Raw genomic sequence first — 19,323 nt, 5'->3', positions numbered from 1 at the left:
GCATGCGCAGTCTGGCGGTTCTGACGGTTCGCAACGAAGCAGCGTTTCTGCTCGAATGGCTGGCCCATCACCAGGCGGTGGGGTTCACGGATTTCCTAGTCTTTTCAAATGACTGCCAGGACGGCACCGACCAGATGCTGGATCGGCTGGCCGAGATGGGCGTGCTGGTTCATCTGCGCAATGATGGCCCCTATGACAAGGGGGGCATCCAGTTCACGGCACTCAAGGCGGCCTCGAAACACCGGCTGGTGAAACAGGCCGACTGGATCCTGCCGCTGGACGTGGATGAATTCGTCAACATCCATGTGGGCGACGGCAGCCTGTCGGCCCTGTTCGAGGCGCTGCCGCGCGCCACTGCGATCACGCTGACCTGGCGGCTGTTCGGCAATTCCGACACACCGCGTTACGTGGATGCGCCGGTGACCGGGCAATTCACCCGCTGCGCCCCCGAGATCATGTTCTGGCCCTGGCGTGCCTCGATGTTCAAGACGCTCTACCGCAACGACGGCACCTATCGCAAACTGGGGGTGCACCGCCCGCGCAACCCGGTGCCCGAGCGGCTGGAAAGCTCGCACTGGTATGACGGGCATGGCCGTGCACTGGACGATATGTTCCGCGAGAACCGGATATTCTCCAGCTATGGCCGCCCCAATTACGGGCTGGCGCAACTCAACCACTATCCGCTGGGCGCGATGGAAAGCTACGTGCTCAAGGCCGATCGCGGCCGCGCGGTGCATTCCGAGCACATGCTGGATGTCGATTACTGGGTCGAGCGCAATTTCAACACCGATAGCGACGACTCGATCCTGCGATATGACGAACGCAGCACTGCGTTGCGCCAGGCCCTGCTGGCCGATGCGAAACTGGCGCGGCTGCACAAGCGCGCGGTGGAATGGCGTCAGAAACGCTTTACCGACCTGATGAAGCAGGAACCCTATCGGGCGCTGTTCGCGCGGCTCCTCATGACGCCGCCTTCGCGCCTGATCAGCGCCGCCTCGGCCCGCACGCTGGTGGGGTTCGCCAATCTGGGCCGCCTGGAATCCGCCGGAGAAGGTCCGGAAAACGACCCGAAACCGGCCTGAGATTTGCCCAATTTAGCCTCAATTCCCGTCTAGATCCTGACTTCGAAACCAGCCCGCCACGAGGCCGGAGTATCGAGGACCAGTTATGCAGGACGCAAAGACGAGCATCGACGAATCCATCGCCGGATTCCGTCGTGAGGTGTGGAAGCAAAAGCTTCTGGAACAGGCCGAGGCCGACGGCATGGCCCAGGAACTGGGCCCGCGCCACTTTGCAACCTTCATCGACCGTGAACCGACGCTGCTCGTGACCTTTGAAACCGCCGAGGGCATTCGCTCGATTTCGGAAACCCATCAGCCCTTTGGCTTCGAACTGGTCAAGTCCAAGGGCTGGTCGCATCTGTGCATCATCTCCGACGGCGATACCTGGTTTCGCGACCCCAAGGTCTATGGCTTCTTCGACCGTCTGATTGATGACGGCTTCTTCGAGGATTTCGAACGCGTGGTCTTTTACGGTGCCGGGCCTTGCGGATATGCGGCGGCGGCGTTTTCCGTGGCCGCCCCCGGCGCCACCGTGGTGGCAGTGCAGCCGCAGGCAACGCTGGATGCGCGCATGACCGAATGGGACGACCGGTTTACCGAGATGCGCCGGGTCTCGTTCACCGACCGCTATGGCTATGCACCCGACATGCTGGATGCGGCGGAACATGCCTTCATCCTTTACGATCCGGTCGAATCGCTCGACGCGATGCACGCGACACTGTTTGCCCGCGACAATGTCACCCGCCTACGCATGCGCTATATGGGGGCCGAGTTGCAGGCGCGCTTGTTGGATATGAACCTGCTCTATCGAATCCTGCTGATGGCCGGCACCGGCAAGCTGAATGCCAAAAGCTTCTTTCAGGTCTATCGCGCCCGCCGCTCCTATCCGCGCTATCTCAAGGGGCTGGTGGCCGTTCTTGACCGGCAGAACCGGCCCTATCTGAACATGGTACTTTGCCGAAACGTGATCGCCCGGATGCCCGCGCGCCGGTTTCGGCGGCGGCTGGAAGAGCTGGAAGAGGACGCGCGCGCAGGGAAGTTCGCGCCGCCCCCCGGTCAGGCCTGAGTCCGCAACAGCCGCTTGCGCACATGATGACGCCAGGCATGGGTGACCCGAAGCCAGAACAAGAGCAGCGGTGTCAGCCAACCCGCCTCGACCTCGATCCGGTCGACCAGTCGCGCGCCCGCGCCGGCTGGCAGAACCTGTAAAGCGTGCACCAGACACCGCAGACCATGGCCCGTTTCCTCGGATATCATGCGTCGGGTGGTGGCGTCGAACAGGGTGACCTCCATCCGATAGGGCTGTGACGGAAAAAGACCCAGCAGCGACAGGTCAACATCGATTACCTGCCCCTGATGCACTGGCCCCGAGGGCAGATGATCCAGCCGCATCCAGGGATGAATTACCGCATCCAGCGTGTCCAGATCAGTGACGAGGCGAAACAGCCGATCGGGATCGGCGTCGTAAATATGATCGAGTGTCAGAGTCCGGCGCATATTGTCCCCCAGAGCCTCAAGACTGCCGCGCGACCGCGCACCTGAGAACCGCGCAAATTGCCTCGCCCCCTTTCCCGAATGCCGCACCTGTGCTAGCGGGGCGGCATGACCCAAAGCCTTACGATCCGCCGCCCCGACGACTGGCACCTGCATCTGCGCGACGGCGCCATGCTGGCCGCCGTCCTGCCTGAAACCGCGCGCCATTTCGCCCGCGCCATCGTCATGCCGAACCTGGTGCCGCCGGTGGTGACCGGGGCGCAGGCGGCCGCCTATCGCGAACGGATCCTGGCGGCGCTGCCCGAGGGCATGACGTTCGAACCGCTGATGACGCTCTATCTGACCGAAGACACGGATCCCGACGATCTGGCGACGGCCCATGCAAGCGGGCTGATCACCTCGGTCAAGCTCTACCCGGCGGGCGCCACCACCAATTCCGCGAGCGGCGTGAAGGACTTTGACAAGGTGCGCCCGGTACTCGAACGCATGGCCGAAATCGGCTGTCCGCTCTGCGTGCATGGCGAGGTCACGGATCGCGAGATCGACATCTTCGACCGCGAGGCGGTGTTCATCGACCGGGTGCTGGACCCGATCCGCCGCACGACGCCGGGGCTGCGCGTGATCATGGAGCACATCACCACAAAGGACGGTGCCGATTACGTGGCGGCCAACCCCGAGGGCCTGGGGGCGACGATCACCGTCCAGCACCTGATGTTCGACCGCAACGACATGCTGGTGGGCGGTATGCGCCCGCACTACTATTGCCTGCCGATCCTCAAGCGCCGCCAGCACCGCGAGGCGCTGGTCGCTGCCGCCACCTCGGGCGATGCGCGCTATTTCCTCGGCACCGACAGCGCACCTCATCCCACCCATGCCAAGGAGGCAGAATGCTGTGCCGCAGGCTGCTTCACTGCGCCCATAGCACTCTCCTGCCTTGCCCATGTATTCGAACAGGCGGGAGCATTGGACAAGCTGGAAGGCTTTACCTCGCTGAACGGTCCCGCCTTTTATGGCCTGCCTATCAATGCCGACACGATCACACTCAGCAAGCTTGACCCGCTCGACATCCCCAAGACCCTGCCCGTCGCGGACCACACCGTCACCGTCTTCGATCCCGGCTTCCCGCTGCATTGGAGGGTGACCGGGTAACAAATTCTTCAACGAAGAATTTGCCCCAGAATTTTCCACAAAATTCTGGTCCCGCCCATGAAAAACGGAACCTGACCATGATCCCTGCTGCCTACCCGACCCGCGAAGAAATCGCCCTTCTGACTGCCCGCATGCTGCTGGAAATCGGCGCGGTGAATTTCAACACCGAAGAACCTTATATCCTGGCCTCGGGCCTGCCCTCGCCCAGCTATATCGACTGCCGCAAGCTGATCTCGTTTCCGCGTATCCGCTCTACCCTGATGGATTTCCTGACTGTCACCGTGATGCGGAACGCAGGGTTTGAGGCCTTCGACAATATCGCTGGCGGCGAGACGGCGGGCATCCCCTTTGCCGCGCTGGTGGCCGAGCGGATGGCGCTGCCGATGACCTATGTGAGGAAGAAACCGAAAGGTTATGGCCGCAACGCCCGCATCGAGGGCGCCATGAGCGAGGGCCAGCGGGTTCTGCTGGTCGAGGATCTGACCACCGATGGCGGCTCCAAGCTCTCGTTCGTCGATGCGATCCGCGAGACGGGCGCGAGCTGCGGCCATACGGCGGTGATCTTTTACTACGACATCTTCCCCGAGACGGAAAAGACGCTGGGCGATCACGGGGTTGCGCTGCATTACCTTTGCACATGGTGGGATGTGCTGGCCGAGGCCCGCGCACAAGGGGCCTTTGACGAGGTCACGCTGAGCGGGGTCGAGGCCTTTCTCAAGGATCCGCGCGCCTGGCAGGCCGCCAACAAACGCTGACACCCGACGCGACGGCACCCGGGCGTCTCTTGGCTGAAAGGCGCCGCCGCTCCACCAGATATTGACGTACCCCCCGCCGCTCCTTCAAGATACGGGGGGTGCGGAGATATGCACAGCATATCCCCAGAAAACATACAACTTGGCCGACTCGCGACGCTCGGCTATGACCTCTGACCCAAGAGGCGGTAGAGCAGACATGAACGAGATCACCACAATCGGACAGGCAACTGCCGAAGTCCAAAACCCGGACACCATGCCGCATTCGGTCGAGGCCGAACAGCAGCTCTTGGGCGCGATCCTGACCAATAACGACCTTTATGACCGGGTCGCCCAAATCATCGGACCCGAACATTTCTATGACCCGGTGCATGCCCGTATCTGGGAGGTGGCCGCCGCCCGCATCGCCAAGAACGCGCTGGCTTCGCCGGTGACGCTGAAATCCTTCATGGCCGAGGATGCGGGGCTGGCGGAACTGGGCGGGGCCGCCTATCTGGTCAATCTCGCCGGTGCCTCGATCAGCGCCTTTGCCGTGCGCGACTATGCGCAGATGATCTATGATCTGGCGATCCGGCGCGAGTTGATCCGGCTGGGCCGCGACATCTCGGACAAGGCGGCGCGCGTCGATGTGGCCAGCGAGCCCAAGGAGCAGATCGTCGAGGCCGAACAGAAGCTCTACAAGCTGTCCGAACAGGGCCAGACCGACAGCGGATTCAAGAGCTTTCTCAAGGCTGTAACCGAGGCAGTCAATGTCACCAACCAGGCCTATCAGCGCGGCGGCGGCATGGCTGGCATCTCGACCGGGCTGGTCGATCTGGACAAGCAGCTGGGCGGGTTGCACCCATCCGACCTGATCATCCTGGCCGGGCGTCCGTCGATGGGGAAAACCTCGCTGGCGACCAACATCGCGTTCAACGTGGCCAAGGCCTATAAGCGTGGCCAGCGCCATGACGGCACCGAGGGCGCGGTGGATGGCGGCGTGGTGGGCTTCTTCAGCCTGGAAATGAGCGCCGAGCAGCTGGCGGGCCGGGTTCTGGCCGAGGCTTCGGAAATCTCCAGCCACAAGATCCGCCAGGGCGACATGACCGAGGACGAGTTCCGACGCTTCGTCAACGCCGCCAAGGATCTGGAGGCCTGCCCGCTGTTCATCGACGACACGCCCGCCCTGCCGATCAGCCAGCTGGCCGCACGCGCGCGGCGGCTGAAGCGGACACATGGGCTGGACCTGTTGGTGATCGACTATCTCCAGCTGTGCCGGGGGATGGCTGACAACCGGGTGAACGAGATCGCCGAGATCTCGATGGGGATGAAGGCCATCGCCAAGGAGCTGAACATTCCGGTCATCGCGCTGTCCCAGCTGTCCCGTCAGGTAGAGAACCGCGACGACAAGCGGCCACAGCTCAGCGACCTGCGGGAATCGGGCTCGATCGAGCAGGATGCCGACGTGGTGATGTTCGTGTTCCGCGAGGAATATTACAAGGAACGCGAAAAGCCGGGCGATCACGAGCTGGACCGGATGGAAGAGTGGAAAACCGCGATGGAACGGTTGCACGGCAAGGCGGAGGTGATCGTGGGCAAACAGCGTCACGGCCCCATCGGCACGGTCGAACTGAGCTTCGAGGCGCAGTTCACCCGATTTGGAAATCTCGTGAAGCCCTGGCAACAGGGCGGCGAAATCGCGGAATACTGAGGGCGCGTCCACGGGTATCGCCCCCCCGTGCCGCGTCACCAGCAAATGCCTGGAGAATAGACGCAAAACCAAGGGCTTGTGGCGCACCAGCCAAACATCTTTCCCGGCCCGATCCATGGTGTGCGCCGCGAGAGAGACGGCAAGTCGACAAATCGAAACGGACAGAACCTGCGACCCAGCTGTTTCCCGGTCCCGCAACGCGAGAAGGACATGACCGAATTCACCGAGATTCCCGTCATCCATCTGGGTGATCGTCCCGACACAGAGAGCGCCGCGGATTTCCTTGCGGCTTATGGCACCACAGGTTTCGGGTATGTCACCGGTCACGGCATCGACCCCGCCCTGACCGAAGCGCTGTTCGAGGCCGCGCGCCGGTTTCATGCCTTGCCGCTTGAGCAGAAGATGGCCATCGCGGTCGACCGCAGCCATCGCGGCTATATCCCGATCAACAGTTCGACCGACGTGAACTCGACCCTTGCCACCGTGACCAAGCCGAACCAGTCGGCCAGTTTCATGATGATGCGAGAGGACCCGGTGGCGATCCCGGAGGAGTATCTGTCGGGGCCGAACCGCTGGCCGGACCTGGACGGGTTCCGCGATGTCCTGGAACGCTACAGCGCAGCGATGAGCGCGCTTGGTCGCCGTTTGACGACCATCGCGCTCGCGGCTGCTGGTGTCACTGACCTGTCCATTCTGTCGGCCTTTGACCGCCCGACCGTCTGGCTGCGCCTGCTGCATTACCCACCGCAGCCCCCGGCCAGCCCGGACGATCTCTACGGCTCTGCTCCTCATACCGATTTCGGCTGCCTCACCCTGCTGGCGCAGGACAGTGTCGGCGGGCTTCAGGTGCGCACCCCGGCGGGCCAGTGGGTCGACGTGCCCCATCGCCCCGGCGCGCTGGTGGTCAATGTGGGTGACATGCTGCTCCGGATGTCGAACGGACGGCTCAAATCGACCCCGCACCGGGTGATCAACCGTTCGGGACACGAACGGTTCAGTTGCGCGTTCTTCTACGATCCGCATGTGAATACGGTGATTGAACCGCTTCCGGGAACCGGCGCGCCGAAATTTCCGCCGCTGGTTTTTGGCGATTTCCTCAGATCCGAGCTTGAAGCCGCCTATGACGCCCACAAACCCGCGTGCGCAACCGCCAATTCCCCTTGACCCCCGCGTCCCCCATGGCATGAACGGGGCATGAGTACCGCACATCTGACCATCGACCTCGACGCGCTTGCCGACAACTGGCGGGCGCTGGATGCCCGCACCGCCACCGAGACCGCTGCCGTGGTCAAGGCCGATGGCTATGGCCTTGGGTCTGGCCGTGTCGCCGCCCGCCTGGCCCGTGCCGGGGCCCGCAAGTTCTTTGTCGCCGCCGCCGAGGAAGGCGCCGCGGTGCGCAAGGCGGTCGGTCCCGAACCGATGATCGGTGTCTTCTCGGGCCATATGGAGGGCGACGCGGGCATCCTGCGCGCCAACCGGCTGACCCCGATGATCAACTCGGTCGATCAGATGCTCCGCCATGTGGAGCAGTTGCCGGGCCACCGCTTTGGCATCCAGCTTGACACCGGAATGAACCGGCTGGGGCTGGAACCCGAAGACTGGGCTCAGCTGCGCGAGATCGCGCTGCGCCAGAACCCGGTTCTGATCATGTCGCACCTGGCCTGCGCCGATGAACCAGACCATGATATGAACCGCAAACAATTGCGCGTTTTCAAAGAGATGACGGACGGAATTAAAGTTCCGCGCTCACTGGCGGCCACGGGTGGTATCCTGCTGGGGCCGGATTATCACTTTGACCTCTGCCGCCCCGGCGTCGGCCTCTATGGGGGCGAACCGTTCGACGAGGCCAAGGCGGTCGTAACCCTCGACCTGCCGGTGATCCAGGTGCGCGACGTGGCTCAGGGCGAAACGGTGGGCTATGGCAACAGCTGGACCGCCCCGCGCGCCAGCCGTATCGCCACGGTGGCGGCGGGCTATGCGGACGGGCTGCACCGCGCGATGGGGCGTGGCATCTCGCTCTATGCTGGCAAGGTCGCCTGCCCGGTGGTGGGCCGGATCTCGATGGATCTGATCACTGTCGATGTCAGCGCACTGGACCACGAACCCGCCAGCCTGCAACTGCTCAACCGGCTTCAGACCGTTGATGATCTGGCCGAGGCCGCCGGCACCATCGGCTATGAAATCCTGACTTCGATGGGCCGACGCTATCGCCGCAGCTATGTCAGCCGCTCGGCCAGCGCCGAGCGCGCCGTCGAATCGATCCGTGACAAGTTGCAGCGCCGCCCCGACCTGTTGCCGCAGAGCATCGCGGAATGAGCCCGCTTGCACTCCTGGCTCGGCTGGGCCGGCTGGTCCTGTCTGTTCTGGCCAGCTTTGGCCGGGTAACGCTGTTTGCGCTCGACGCGGTCAGTCATATCCTGCGCCCGCCTTACTACCCGCGTGAACTGGCGGTTGCGCTGCTGAATATCGGCTGGCTGTCGCTGCCGGTGGTTGGCCTGACTGCCATCTTTACCGGCGGCGCGCTGGCCTTGCAGATCTATGCCGGTGGCGCCCGGTTCAACGCCGAGGCCGTGGTGCCGCAGATCGTCGCCATCGGCATGGTACGCGAATTGGGTCCGGTGCTGGTGGGGCTGATGATCGCCGCCCGCGTCACCTCCTCGATCGCGGCCGAGATCGCCACGATGAAGGTGACCGAGCAGATCGACGCGCTGGTGACACTCTCGACCCATCCGATGAAATACCTGACCGCGCCGCGGGTGCTGGCGGCGCTGATCACGGTCCCGCTGCTGGTGGGTATCGGCGATATCATCGGCATCATGGGCGGCTATACGGTGGCGGTGCAGAACCTCGGCTTCAACGCCGCCGCCTATCTGCAAAACACCGTCGATTTCCTGGAAACCCGCGACGTGGTCTCGTCGCTGGTCAAGGGGGCGGTGTTCGGCGTCATCGCGGCGGTCATGGGCTGCTATTACGGCATGAACTCCGGCCGCGGCGCCCAGGGCGTGGGTCGCGCCACCAAGGGCTCGGTCGAGGCGGCCGCCGTGCTGATCCTGGCGGCCAACTTTGTTCTCACGGGGGTGTTCTTCTCGATATGATCCGGATGGAGAATGTCCACAAGGCCTTTGGCCCCAATCGCGTGTTGCAGGGGATGAACCTGCATGTACCGCGCGGCACCTCGATGGTGATCATCGGCGGCTCGGGCACCGGCAAGTCGGTGGCGCTGAAATGCGTGCTGGGGCTGATCAAGCCCGACAGCGGCAAGATCTATGTCGATGGCAAGGATGCCGCCGATACCAGCGACCGCGATGCGTTCCTGGCCCGGTTCGGGATGCTGTTCCAGGGCGGCGCGCTGTTCGACTCGCTGCCGGTCTGGCAGAACGTCGCCTTTCGCCTGCTACGCGGCTCGCTGAAGCGTCCCCAGGCCGAAGCCCGCGAAATCGCCATCGAGAAACTGCGCCGTGTCGGGCTGAAACCCGACGTGGCCGACCGCTTTCCGGCGGAACTCTCCGGCGGCATGCAGAAACGTGTGGGCCTTGCGCGCGCCATCGCCGCCGAGCCCGAGATCATCTTCTTTGACGAGCCCACCACGGGCCTCGACCCGATCATGGCCGGCGTGATCAACGAGCTGATCCGAGAGATCGTGACCGAGATGGGCGCCACCGCGATGACCATCACCCATGACATGACCAGCGTGCGCGCGATTGCCGACAACGTGGCGATGCTGCATGGCGGCGTGATCCAATGGACCGGCCCGGTGGCGCAGATGGACGACAGCGGCGACCCCTATCTGGATCAGTTCATCCATGGCCGGGCCGAAGGCCCGATCGAGGCAGTGCGCTGAGCCGAGCGCCCCGCGGCAAGTGTTTCGGTGCGCGCTGCTAGGCTCCGGGCATCCCGGTACATCCCTCCTCGACCCATTCCTGCGCCTTGATCCGTATCTCATCGGGCAGCATCTCTGCCCGCCGGGTGTCGAGGTTGAGCAGCACGCATTTGAAAACGCTCTGAAAGGCCTCCTTGCCATCCCCCGCCCGAAACAAACGGTGGCGAAAGGTCACCGACTTGCCACCGCATTCGACCACGCTGGTCCGCATGTAGATCGCGTCACCAGCCGCCAGTTCAGACAAAAAGCTGCTGTCCGCATGCACCACCGCAAAGGACAGACGCCGCCCGCTTCGCATGTCCTCGGCGGTCATGCCCATTTCTGATTGCACCGCGAACACGGCATCGGAACAGGCCGCGAAATAGCGCGACACATTCATGTGACCCAGAAAATCGCAATCCGACGGGTCGACAACAGACCGGAACGAAACAAAATCTGACATGACCACCTCCCCTTTTCCCCGTTCATGATAGCAGGTTTCACACCGCTCAAGGCTTGTGGCCATGTGGATGGCTGATTAGGTCGGTCGTCGCAAACAACGAGACATTCCGATGACCCTCCGCCTCGCCACCCTCTCGCTGCTGATCCTCTATCCCATCGCCTGGTTCGCGCCGCTGATGCGCGCAGGGCTGCTGCCGATCTTCGGCCTCAGCGAAATCAGCGTGATCACCGGGCTGCAAAGCCTCTGGGCCTCGGACGTGGCGCTGGCGCTGATCGTCACCGCATTCGCGCTCTTCGCCCCGTATATCAAGACCATCGGCACCGCCCTGATCCAGTGGGAACTGCTCGATCCCCGGGCACAGCCCGCGCTGCACGTGCTGGGCAAGCTCGCCATGGCCGATATCTTCCTGATCGCGCTCTACATCACCCTGGCCAAGGGCATCTCCTATGCCACCATCGAGGTCGCCTGGGGCCTCTATCTCTTCACCGGCTGCATCCTCGCGTCCATCACGCTGGGCCTGCTGACCGAACGCCGGCAAAAACAAACACCATAACCCCTTCCTCTTGCCCCAAATATCCCGGAGCGCGAGGCAGAGCCTCGCAAGAAACCGCCTCGACAGCGGCGCCCGGCCCAACGCCCGCGGGCGTCCCGCCAGGGGCGCCCGACGGGGGGCGGGAGCGCTCCGCTCTTGAGGTGTCGCCAAAGACAGGGCACTAAGCGCGTATGGCAAAACCCTCTTTCTCCTGCTCCGCCTGCGGAGCGTCCTTCACCAAATGGTCGGGCCGCTGCGAAGGCTGCGGCGAATGGAACACCATCTCCCAGGATGCGGGCCTGTCGGTGGGTCCGGCCAAGACATCGCTCGGCACCAGGCGAGGCCGGGCCGTCGCCCTCACCGATCTCGCCTCGGAAGAGACCCCGCCGCCCCGCGCGCTGTCGGGGATAGACGAGCTGGACCGGGTGCTGGGCGGCGGTCTGGTGCCCGCCTCGGCGATTCTGGTGGGCGGCGATCCGGGTATCGGCAAATCCACGCTTTTATTGCAGGCGGTAGCCGCTTTTGCCCGCAAGGGTCTGAAAACCCTCTATGTCTCGGGCGAAGAGGCCAGCGCGCAGGTGCGCATGCGCGCCCGTCGGCTGGGGTTGGCGGATGCGCCGGTGCAACTGGCCGCCGAGACCAACCTGCGCGACATCCTCACCACGCTCGAGGCCGAGAAACCCGGACTGGTGATCATCGATTCGATCCAGACCATGTGGGCCGACAATGTAGACAGCGCGCCGGGCAGCGTCAGCCAGGTGCGCGCCTCGGCGCATGAGCTGACAACCTTTGCCAAGCGCACCGGCATTTCGGTGATCATGGTGGGCCATGTCACCAAGGAGGGCCAGATCGCCGGCCCCCGCGTGGTCGAACACATGGTCGACACCGTGCTCTATTTCGAGGGCGAGCGCGGCCATCAGTTCCGCATCCTGCGCAGCGTCAAAAACCGGTTCGGCGCGGCGGACGAGATCGGCGTGTTCGAGATGACCGGCGCGGGGCTCTCTGAGGTCACCAACCCCTCGGCCCTGTTCCTCAGCGAGCGCGGCGCCCCCAGCCCCGGCTCGGTGGTCTTTGCCGGGATCGAGGGCACCCGCCCCGTGCTGGTCGAGTTGCAGGCCCTTGTCGCACCCTCACCCCACAGCCAGCCGCGCCGCACCGTGGTGGGCTGGGATGGCGGGCGGCTGGCGATGATCCTCGCCGTGCTCGAGGCGCGTTGCGGCATCCCCTTTGCCGGGCTCGATGTCTATCTGAACGTGGCGGGCGGGCTGAAAATCTCGGAGCCCGCTGCCGATCTGGCGGTTGCCGCCGCGCTTCTCAGCGCGCGCGAGGACCGCGCGCTGCCCGCCGATACGGTGATTTTCGGCGAAATTTCCCTCTCGGGCGCGCTTCGACCCGCAAGCCAGACGGAAAACAGGTTGAAAGAAGCGCAAAAACTTGGTTTCACCTCAGCCATCGCTCCGGCGGGCGGCAAGACCGGCACCCTTGAGGGGCTGGCGATGACCCGACCCACCGATCTGGTCGGCTTTGTCGGCGAGTTCTTCGGAGCCGGATAACACCGCCCCCAAAGGGCAGCAAGGAACGGACAGGCGAGGGCCATGGAAGGTTTCACCATCATCGACGGGGTCGTTGCCCTGATCATCGTGCTTTCGGCGCTGTTGGCCTATGCGCGCGGCTTCGTACGCGAGGCCATGGCCATCGCCGGCTGGATCGCGGCTGCGGTACTTGCCTTTCTGTTTGCGCCCAAGGCGATGCCGCTTATCCGCGAATTGCCGGTGGTGGGCGAGTTTCTGACCGACAGTTGCGAATTGTCGGTGATCGCCGCCTTCGCCGCCGTGTTTGCACTGGCGCTGGTGGTGGTCAGCTTCTTCACGCCGCTGTTCTCTTCGCTGGTACAGCGTTCCGCTTTGGGCGGGCTGGACCAGGGGTTGGGCTTCATCTTTGGCGTGGCGCGCGGTGTGCTGCTGGTGGCGATTGCCTTCTTTGTCTACGACACGGTCATGACCGGGCAGAATTTCACCATCGTCGATGAAAGCCGCTCGGCCCAGGTCTTTGCCCGCATGACCGGCAAGATCGAGCAGCAGAACCCCGAGGCCGCGCTGGGCTGGGTCACCCAGCAATACGAGGGACTGGTCGGCACCTGCGCCCAGTAACCGCGCGGCCGCCACGAATCGCATTCGAAAGCCCGCCCGGCCCCGCCGCGCGGGCTTTCTCTTGGTTAACAGGACCTTACCCCACGTTCTCGGGCTTGGGGGAATCCCGCAGCTGAGGCATGACTGTTCCGGTGCTGGCAACGGTTCTCGGATTTGGCCTTAATCGTGTCGAAAATTCGGCGGAATTCGGACCCCATTCTGGCGGCAGTCCAGAACAGACGTCAGCGACAGGAGGACCCCCGATGCTGCTCTCTCATGATACTGCCTTTGCCCGCTTTGCCGCCGTAACCCCTGCCCTGACGCCCGCGGTTCCCGGCCTGCCTGCCGGAACCCTGCTGGAAACCGAAACCGGCTGGTCCGCAATCGAGGACATTCGCGCCGGTGACCGGGTGGCCACCATCGACGGCGGGTTCTGCAAGGTCACCGCTGCCCATGCGGTGACTGCCGCGCCCGTGCCGCTCTGGTGTATTCCCGGCGGCACGCTGGGCACCTGCTCGGACCTGCTGTTGCCCGAGGGGCATTTCCTGGCCCTGAACGGTCCCGACTGCCGCCGCCTGTTCGGCCTGCCCACCGTGCTGGCCCCGGTGGCTGCGCTGGCCGGGTTCGCGGGCATTCACAAGCGACCCGCCGCGCCGCTGCCCGCCCATGCCCTGCGCTTTGCCGAGGAAGAGGTTGTCTGGGCCCAGACCGGGGCCCGCATCCTGATGCCCGGCGAGACCCCCGCCCGCCATTTCCATCGCCTCGACTATGGTCAGACCCGCGCCCTGCTGATGCTGCGCAGCGGTGGCAATCTGGCTCCCGACCTGGCGGCGTGATCAGAAAGGGCAAGCACCCGTTTTGCCGCGGCCTGTCACGAAAGAATTTATGATCCTTTCGTGACAGCCGGGGCCAGAGGCAGTATGTGGGGCGTGACCTGAAACGGAATCGGAGCTGCCCCCGTGCAAAGCCCGCAGATGCCCGCCCCGCGCTTTCCCATTGCCCACCCCTTTGACGACGACAAGCTGCGCGAGGAATGCGGAATATTCGGGGTGATCGGCGTTCAGGACGCCGCCAGTTTCGTGGCGCTCGGCCTGCATGCGCTGCAACACCGGGGGCAAGAGGCGGGCGGTATCGTCACCCATGACCCGGAACAGGGGTTCAACTCGGCCCGCCGCTTTGGCTATGTCCGCGACAACTTCACCTCGCAATCGGTGATGGAGACCCTGCCCGGCCCGCTCGGCATCGGCCATGTGCGCTACTCCACCGCCGGCTCCAAAGGTCAGACCCAGATCCGCGACGTGCAGCCCTTTTTCGGCGAGTTTGCCATGGGCGGCGCGGCGATTGCCCATAACGGCAACATCACCAATGCCAATGCGCTGCGGCGCGAGCTAATCGAGCGTGGCTCGATCTTTCAGTCCTCGTCGGACAGCGAATGCATCATCCACCTGATGGCCCGCTCGTTGCAGCGCAATATCCCCGAGCGGATGGAGGATGCGCTGCGCCGGGTCGAGGGCGCGTTTTCGGTGGTGGCGATGACCCGGACCAAGCTCATCGGCGTCCGTGACCCGCTGGGCGTGCGGCCGCTGGTGCTGGGCCGGATCGGCGACGGCTGGTGTCTCAGTTCCGAGACCTGCGCGCTGGACATCATCGGTGCCGAGTTCATCCGCGAGATCGAACCGGGCGAGATGGTGGTGATCACCGACGGCGGCGTCGAAAGCCATTTCCCCTTCCGCCCGCAGCCGTCCAAGTTCTGCATCTTCGAACATGTCTATTTCTCGCGCCCCGATTCGATCCTGGGCGGGCGCAGCGTTTATGAGACGCGCGAGGCGATCGGCCGCGAACTGGCCAAGGAAAGCCCGGTCGAAGCCGATCTGGTCTGCCCGGTGCCCGACAGCGGCACCCCGGCGGCGATCGGCTTTTCGCTGGAAAGCGGCATTCCCTATGCGATGGGGATCATCCGCAACCAGTATATGGGCCGCACCTTCATCGAGCCCACCGAGCAGATCCGCAACATGGGCGTGCGGCTGAAGCTGAACGTGAACCGCGCTCTGATCCGCGGCAAGCGGGTGATCCTGGTCGACGATTCGGTGGTGCGCGGCACCACCAGCCGCAAGATCAAGGACATGATCCTGGATGCCGGTGCCAAGGAGGTGCATTTCCGCATCGCCAGCCCGCCCACCGCCTGGCCCTGTTTCTATGGCGTCGACACGCCCGAGCGCGAGAAACTGCTGGCCGCCACCATGACCGAGGACGAGATGCGCACCCATCTGGGGGTGGACAGCCTGAAATTCATTTCGCTCAACGGGCTTTATCGCGCCGTGGGCGAGACAAATGGCCGTGACAGCGCCTGTCCGCAATATTGCGACGCCTGTTTCTCGGGCGAATACCCGGTGCGGCCCTCGGACATGATCGAAAAGGGCTTTTCGCTGAAAGCCGCCGAATAGGCCGGGCGCAACGCCCCAAGAAAATTCGCCGAATTTTCTTGGCCACCGCACCGGCGGGATACTGCCGGGACATGGATTGGCGGCTTTCGCCCAAGGCGCTCTCCTGATAGAGCGCGCTGTCGAACAAACGGGCAGAACAGATCATGGCAAATGGAATCGTCGAAGAGGCCGCCACCCAGGCGGCGAAAATCCGTGCGAACACCCTGACCGTGCTGGGCGTGTTCGGCCCCTCGGGTGATCTGCGCGCTCTGGTGCGGCTGCCGGGTGGCAAGGTCGAGGAAGTCTCTCCCGGTGACCGCACACGCGCGGGTGAGGTGCTTGGCATCGACGCCGAGGGTGTGGTGTTGCGGCATGGCGGCCGGACCCGGCGGGTCGATATCGCCGGAGGCTGATCCCCCCTTGACGCGACCGCCTGCCACCGTCAAACCGCAGCCATGACACAAGAGACCAAACTGGCCCTGATCACCGGTGCCTCGCGCGGCCTGGGCGCGGCCTTGGCCGAAGCGCTGGCGCCCACCCATCACATCATCGCCGTCGCCCGTACGTCGGGCGCGCTGGAGGAACTCGATGACCGGATCAAGGCGCGCGGTGGCAGCGCCACGCTGGCGCCGATGGACATCACCGATCCGGCCGCCATGGCAACGCTCTGCCGTGGCATCCACGACCGTTGGGGGCGGCTCGACCTGTGGCTGCACACCGCGATTCACGCAGCGCCCCTGAGCCCGGCAGTCTTCGTCGACCCCAAGGACTGGACCAAATCCATTGCGGTGAACGCCACCGCGACCTCGGTCCTGATCCCCTATGTGGCACCGCTGCTGGGCGAGGCCGGACAGGTGGTGTTCTTTGACGACCCCAAGGCCGGTGCCAAGTTCTATGGCGCTTATGGGGCCAGCAAGGCGGCGCAGATGTCGCTGGCCCGAAGCTGGGCGGCAGAGACCGAACGCACTGGTCCGCGCGTCACCATCGTGGAACCGGCGCCGATGGCGACCGCGCTGCGCGCCCGATTCCATCCGGGCGAGGACCGCGCGGCGCTGACCCCGTGTGCGGACGAGGCAACGCGGATCGTGGCGTTGCTCTGAGCCGCGCGGACGGGTCCGCCTCCGGCGGGAGTATTTGCGGCGGAATGAAAGGGATCAGCGCAGCGCGATGCCCTGACGGCCCGCCAGATCGGTGAAGAACTGCCACGCCACCCGGCCCGAGCGGGCGCCGCGGGTCGCCTGCCATTCGATCGCCTCGGCGCGCAGGGTATCGGGGGCGACCTTTACCCCATAGGCGGCGCAGTATCGGTCGATCATCGCCAGGTATTCATCCTGATCGCAGGGATGGAACCCCAGCCAGAGACCGAAGCGATCGCTGAGCGAGACCTTTTCCTCGACCGCCTCGGAGGGATTGATGGCGTTGGAACGCTCGTTCTCGATCATGTCGCGCGGCATCAGGTGGCGCCGGTTCGAGGTGGCATAGAAGACCACGTTTTCAGGTCGCCCCTCGATGCCGCCATCCAGCACCGCCTTGAGCGATTTGTAATGCTGGTCATCATGGCTGAAGCTGAGATCGTCGCAGAACAGGATGAAGCGCTGCGGCGCTACACGCAGGTGGTTGAGCAGGCGCGCAACCGAGGGCAGGTCCTCGCGCTGCAGTTCCACCAGTTTCAGTTCCTGAAACTCAGCCTGAAGTGCGCCATGCACTGCCTTGACCAGACTGGATTTTCCCATGCCACGGGCACCCCAGAGCAGGGCGTTGTTGGCGCCGTGGCCAGAGGCAAACCGACGGGTGTTGTCGAGCAGCGTATCACGCGAGCGGTTGATACCCACCAACAGGTCGAGATCGACCCGATTGACTTGGGCCACCGGTTCCAGCCGGTCGGGGGAAACGTGCCAAACAAAGGCTGGCGCGCTGCTGAAATCGGGCGCGCGCAAAGGCGCGGGCGCCATGCGCTCCAAAGCGTCGGCGATACGGTTCAGCGCGTCTTCTGTCATCGTCGCCTCCATTTGCGTCCGGGACAGAAACCATGTTCCTGCACGGGCGGCAAGATGGCATGTCGAAAACGCCCGGGCAGATGCCCGGGCGCCAGTTGAAACCTGAACTGCGGAGTTATTCCTTGCGCTCTTGCGCGGCTTCCTCTTCGTCGAATTCGGCCATCAGCGGGTCGTCGAACTCTTCCTCGTCGTCGTCGAAATAGCCATCGGCCCGCAGCTGCGCCTCGCGCTTCTTCTCGACGCGAGCCACTAGGAAGATCGAGATCTCGTAAAGCCCATAGACCACGGTGAACAGAATGATCTGCGTCACCACATCGGGCGGGGTCACCAACGCGGCCAGGGTCAGGATCGCAACCATGGCGTATTTGCGCACGCTGCCCAGCCCCTCGGCGCTGACCAGTCCGGCCTTGCCCATCAGCGTCAACAGAACGGGCAGCTGAAAGCAAAGGCCGAAGGCCATGATGAATTTCAGCGTGATATCAAGAGATTCGTTGACCTTGCCGAAGAAGGTGATCTTGACCCCTTCCGAGGTTTCGGGAACCACCGCCACATCCGAGGGCACCGTGCCCCCGCCCCCCGTCAGCAGGTTGGCAAAGATCGAACTGACATCGGCAAAGCCCAGAAAGAACTGCATCGCCAGCGGCGTCACCACGAATTGCGCGAACGACGCCCCCAGCAGGAACATGAAGGGCGAGGCGATCAGGAACGGCAGGAACGCGCCCTTTTCGGACCGGTACAGCCCCGGCGCCACAAAGCGCCACAGCTGATAGCCGATCACGGGAAAGGACAGTGCAAAGCCGAACACCATCGAAATGCGGAACAGCGTGAACAGATATTCCTGCGGCGAGGTATATTGCAGCGTGGGCGACGGATCGCCCAGGTCGCGCAGCGTTGCCTCGATCGGCGCCAAGAGGAACTGCAATATCGGCTCGGCCACCGTAAAGGCCAGCACGATCCCCACGATAAAGGCCAGAACCGCCCGGATCAGCCGGGTGCGCAACTCGGCCAGATGCTCGATCAGCGGCGCAGAGGTATCGTCGATCTCGTCTGTCTTGCTCATGTCTCGGTTCCGGGTTTCAACGCCGCCTCGGCCTCTTGCGCCTTTTCAAGCTCGGCCGTGGCCTCGCGCAGACGCCGCTCGGCAGCGACGCGCGCGGTGGCGGCCTGTATCTTCTTTGCCTGCTCGGCCCGCTCGGTCGCCAGCTTGCCGGTTTCGCTGTCAGGGTCGTATTTGGTGGGGTCCAGATCGGTCTTGAAATCGGTGGCCGCCTTGCGCACCCCGTCCATCGCGGTGCTGACCGGGTTGGTCGCCGCTTTCAGCCCCTTGGAGATATCCTTGACCCCCGCCTCGTCGGCGGCGTCGTTCATGGCCCGGCTGAATTCACGTGCCAGCCCGCGGGCCTTGCCGACCCAGCGCCCGATATTGCGGAACAATACCGGCAGGTCCTTTGGCCCCACGACGATCAGCGCCACGACGCCGATCACCAGAAGCTCGCTCCAGCCCAGATCGAACATGCGCGGTTATGCCTTGTCCTTGTCGGCCTCGGGGGTGACGTCCTTGGCCACCTGGGCCGCGTCGTCCTCCAGCTCCTTGGTGCCGTCGTTCACACCCTTCTTGAAGGCGGTGATGCCCTTGCCGACCTCGCCCATGAGCGAGCTGATTTTGCCGCGTCCGAACAGGACCAGCACCACAACGGCGATAAGCAGAAGGCCGGGAAGACCGATATTGTTGAGCATGTGATCTCTCCTTGATCTCGTTGGGGCCTGCCGGCCC

The 19,323-nt window shown here is 64.2% G+C and carries 22 protein-coding genes; 16 read left to right on the top strand and 6 right to left on the bottom strand.

Going from position 1 to position 19,323, the window contains the following annotated elements:
- The first annotated feature begins 2 nt into the window (after positions 1-2).
- Together AC2FNY_RS14325 and AC2FNY_RS14320 are read left to right on the top strand one after the other, a co-directional pair.
- Positions 3-1,082 carry a glycosyltransferase family 2 protein gene (locus AC2FNY_RS14325; RefSeq protein WP_496802874.1) on the top strand — a complete coding sequence of 360 codons (1,080 nt, stop codon included), beginning with the start codon at positions 3-5 and terminating at the stop codon, positions 1,080-1,082.
- A gap of 85 nt (positions 1,083-1,167) precedes the next feature.
- Positions 1,168-2,127, top strand: a complete 960-nt coding sequence (locus AC2FNY_RS14320) for a phosphoadenosine phosphosulfate reductase (protein ID WP_234162350.1) — start codon at positions 1,168-1,170, stop codon at positions 2,125-2,127.
- On the opposite strand, the gene AC2FNY_RS14315 is transcribed toward AC2FNY_RS14320, so the two are convergent.
- On the bottom strand, positions 2,118-2,558 hold the full coding sequence (locus AC2FNY_RS14315) for a hypothetical protein (RefSeq protein ID WP_234136206.1): 441 nt from the start codon (positions 2,556-2,558) through the stop codon (positions 2,118-2,120). The genes AC2FNY_RS14320 and AC2FNY_RS14315 overlap by 10 nt on opposite strands.
- A gap of 105 nt (positions 2,559-2,663) precedes the next feature.
- Between AC2FNY_RS14315 and pyrC the strand changes: the two genes are divergently transcribed.
- From pyrC to AC2FNY_RS14280, 7 genes are all read left to right on the top strand, one after another.
- Complete coding sequence (gene pyrC, locus AC2FNY_RS14310; protein WP_496802873.1) at positions 2,664-3,704, top strand: dihydroorotase; 1,041 nt, start codon at positions 2,664-2,666, stop codon at positions 3,702-3,704.
- Between the two features lie 77 nt (positions 3,705-3,781).
- Complete coding sequence (locus AC2FNY_RS14305; protein ID WP_496802872.1) at positions 3,782-4,459, top strand: orotate phosphoribosyltransferase; 678 nt, start codon at positions 3,782-3,784, stop codon at positions 4,457-4,459.
- A 196-nt stretch (positions 4,460-4,655) separates the two neighbouring features.
- Entirely contained in the window at positions 4,656-6,146 is a 1,491-nt protein-coding gene (locus tag AC2FNY_RS14300) for a replicative DNA helicase (protein ID WP_234136203.1), read from the top strand.
- 210 nt (positions 6,147-6,356) lie between these two features.
- A complete protein-coding gene (locus AC2FNY_RS14295; protein WP_496802871.1) occupies positions 6,357-7,310 on the top strand; it encodes an isopenicillin N synthase family dioxygenase in 954 nt (317 codons plus the stop codon).
- A 30-nt stretch (positions 7,311-7,340) separates the two neighbouring features.
- A complete protein-coding gene (gene alr, locus AC2FNY_RS14290; RefSeq protein WP_496802870.1) occupies positions 7,341-8,462 on the top strand; it encodes an alanine racemase in 1,122 nt (373 codons plus the stop codon).
- Positions 8,459-9,241 (top strand): MlaE family ABC transporter permease, encoded by a 783-nt coding sequence (locus AC2FNY_RS14285; protein ID WP_234136200.1) that lies wholly within the window; start codon positions 8,459-8,461, stop codon positions 9,239-9,241. The genes alr and AC2FNY_RS14285 overlap by 4 nt, the downstream gene beginning before the upstream one ends.
- Complete coding sequence (locus tag AC2FNY_RS14280; protein ID WP_234143577.1) at positions 9,238-9,987, top strand: ABC transporter ATP-binding protein; 750 nt, start codon at positions 9,238-9,240, stop codon at positions 9,985-9,987. The genes AC2FNY_RS14285 and AC2FNY_RS14280 overlap by 4 nt, the downstream gene beginning before the upstream one ends.
- Positions 9,988-10,024: 37 nt before the next feature.
- Here AC2FNY_RS14280 and AC2FNY_RS14275 read toward each other — a convergent pair whose 3' ends face one another.
- Positions 10,025-10,468, bottom strand: coding sequence for a thioesterase family protein (locus AC2FNY_RS14275; protein ID WP_234136198.1), 444 nt, complete (start codon positions 10,466-10,468; stop codon positions 10,025-10,027).
- 109 nt (positions 10,469-10,577) lie between these two features.
- Between AC2FNY_RS14275 and AC2FNY_RS14270 the strand changes: the two genes are divergently transcribed.
- From AC2FNY_RS14270 to AC2FNY_RS14240, 7 genes are all read left to right on the top strand, one after another.
- Positions 10,578-11,021: a paraquat-inducible protein A gene (locus AC2FNY_RS14270; protein ID WP_496802869.1), complete on the top strand. Its 444-nt coding sequence runs from the start codon at positions 10,578-10,580 to the stop codon at positions 11,019-11,021.
- Between the two features lie 170 nt (positions 11,022-11,191).
- Complete coding sequence (radA, locus tag AC2FNY_RS14265; protein ID WP_496802868.1) at positions 11,192-12,553, top strand: DNA repair protein RadA; 1,362 nt, start codon at positions 11,192-11,194, stop codon at positions 12,551-12,553.
- 42 nt (positions 12,554-12,595) lie between these two features.
- Positions 12,596-13,150, top strand: a complete 555-nt coding sequence (locus tag AC2FNY_RS14260; protein ID WP_234136195.1) for a CvpA family protein — start codon at positions 12,596-12,598, stop codon at positions 13,148-13,150.
- A 242-nt stretch (positions 13,151-13,392) separates the two neighbouring features.
- The gene (locus AC2FNY_RS14255; RefSeq protein ID WP_496802867.1) at positions 13,393-13,965 is read left to right on the top strand and encodes a Hint domain-containing protein; all 573 of its coding nucleotides are present in this window, start codon (positions 13,393-13,395) and stop codon (positions 13,963-13,965) included.
- Between the two features lie 138 nt (positions 13,966-14,103).
- The gene (gene purF, locus AC2FNY_RS14250) at positions 14,104-15,573 is read left to right on the top strand and encodes an amidophosphoribosyltransferase (RefSeq protein ID WP_234167767.1); all 1,470 of its coding nucleotides are present in this window, start codon (positions 14,104-14,106) and stop codon (positions 15,571-15,573) included.
- A 143-nt stretch (positions 15,574-15,716) separates the two neighbouring features.
- Positions 15,717-15,965, top strand: coding sequence for a hypothetical protein (locus AC2FNY_RS14245; protein ID WP_234136193.1), 249 nt, complete (start codon positions 15,717-15,719; stop codon positions 15,963-15,965).
- Between the two features lie 42 nt (positions 15,966-16,007).
- Positions 16,008-16,652 carry an SDR family NAD(P)-dependent oxidoreductase gene (locus AC2FNY_RS14240; protein WP_234136192.1) on the top strand — a complete coding sequence of 215 codons (645 nt, stop codon included), beginning with the start codon at positions 16,008-16,010 and terminating at the stop codon, positions 16,650-16,652.
- Positions 16,653-16,706: 54 nt separating this feature from the next.
- On the opposite strand, the gene AC2FNY_RS14235 is transcribed toward AC2FNY_RS14240, so the two are convergent.
- The 4 genes from AC2FNY_RS14235 to AC2FNY_RS14220 all read right to left on the bottom strand — a co-directional run bounded on the left by AC2FNY_RS14235 (position 16,707) and on the right by AC2FNY_RS14220 (position 19,286).
- Positions 16,707-17,549, bottom strand: a complete 843-nt coding sequence (locus AC2FNY_RS14235) for an ATP-binding protein (RefSeq protein ID WP_234136191.1) — start codon at positions 17,547-17,549, stop codon at positions 16,707-16,709.
- Between the two features lie 115 nt (positions 17,550-17,664).
- Positions 17,665-18,609: a twin-arginine translocase subunit TatC gene (gene tatC, locus AC2FNY_RS14230; RefSeq protein ID WP_234136190.1), complete on the bottom strand. Its 945-nt coding sequence runs from the start codon at positions 18,607-18,609 to the stop codon at positions 17,665-17,667.
- The gene (gene tatB / locus AC2FNY_RS14225; protein WP_234136189.1) at positions 18,606-19,064 is read right to left on the bottom strand and encodes a Sec-independent protein translocase protein TatB; all 459 of its coding nucleotides are present in this window, start codon (positions 19,062-19,064) and stop codon (positions 18,606-18,608) included. The genes tatC and tatB overlap by 4 nt, the downstream gene beginning before the upstream one ends.
- 6 nt (positions 19,065-19,070) lie before the next feature.
- Positions 19,071-19,286, bottom strand: coding sequence for a twin-arginine translocase TatA/TatE family subunit (locus AC2FNY_RS14220; RefSeq protein WP_234143568.1), 216 nt, complete (start codon positions 19,284-19,286; stop codon positions 19,071-19,073).
- Positions 19,287-19,323: the final 37 nt, after the last annotated feature.

The organism is Ruegeria sp. BHSC223, from assembly GCF_059613025.1.
The sequence above is the reverse complement of the archived record's forward strand: the minus strand, read 5'-3'. Positions and strand labels throughout refer to the sequence as shown.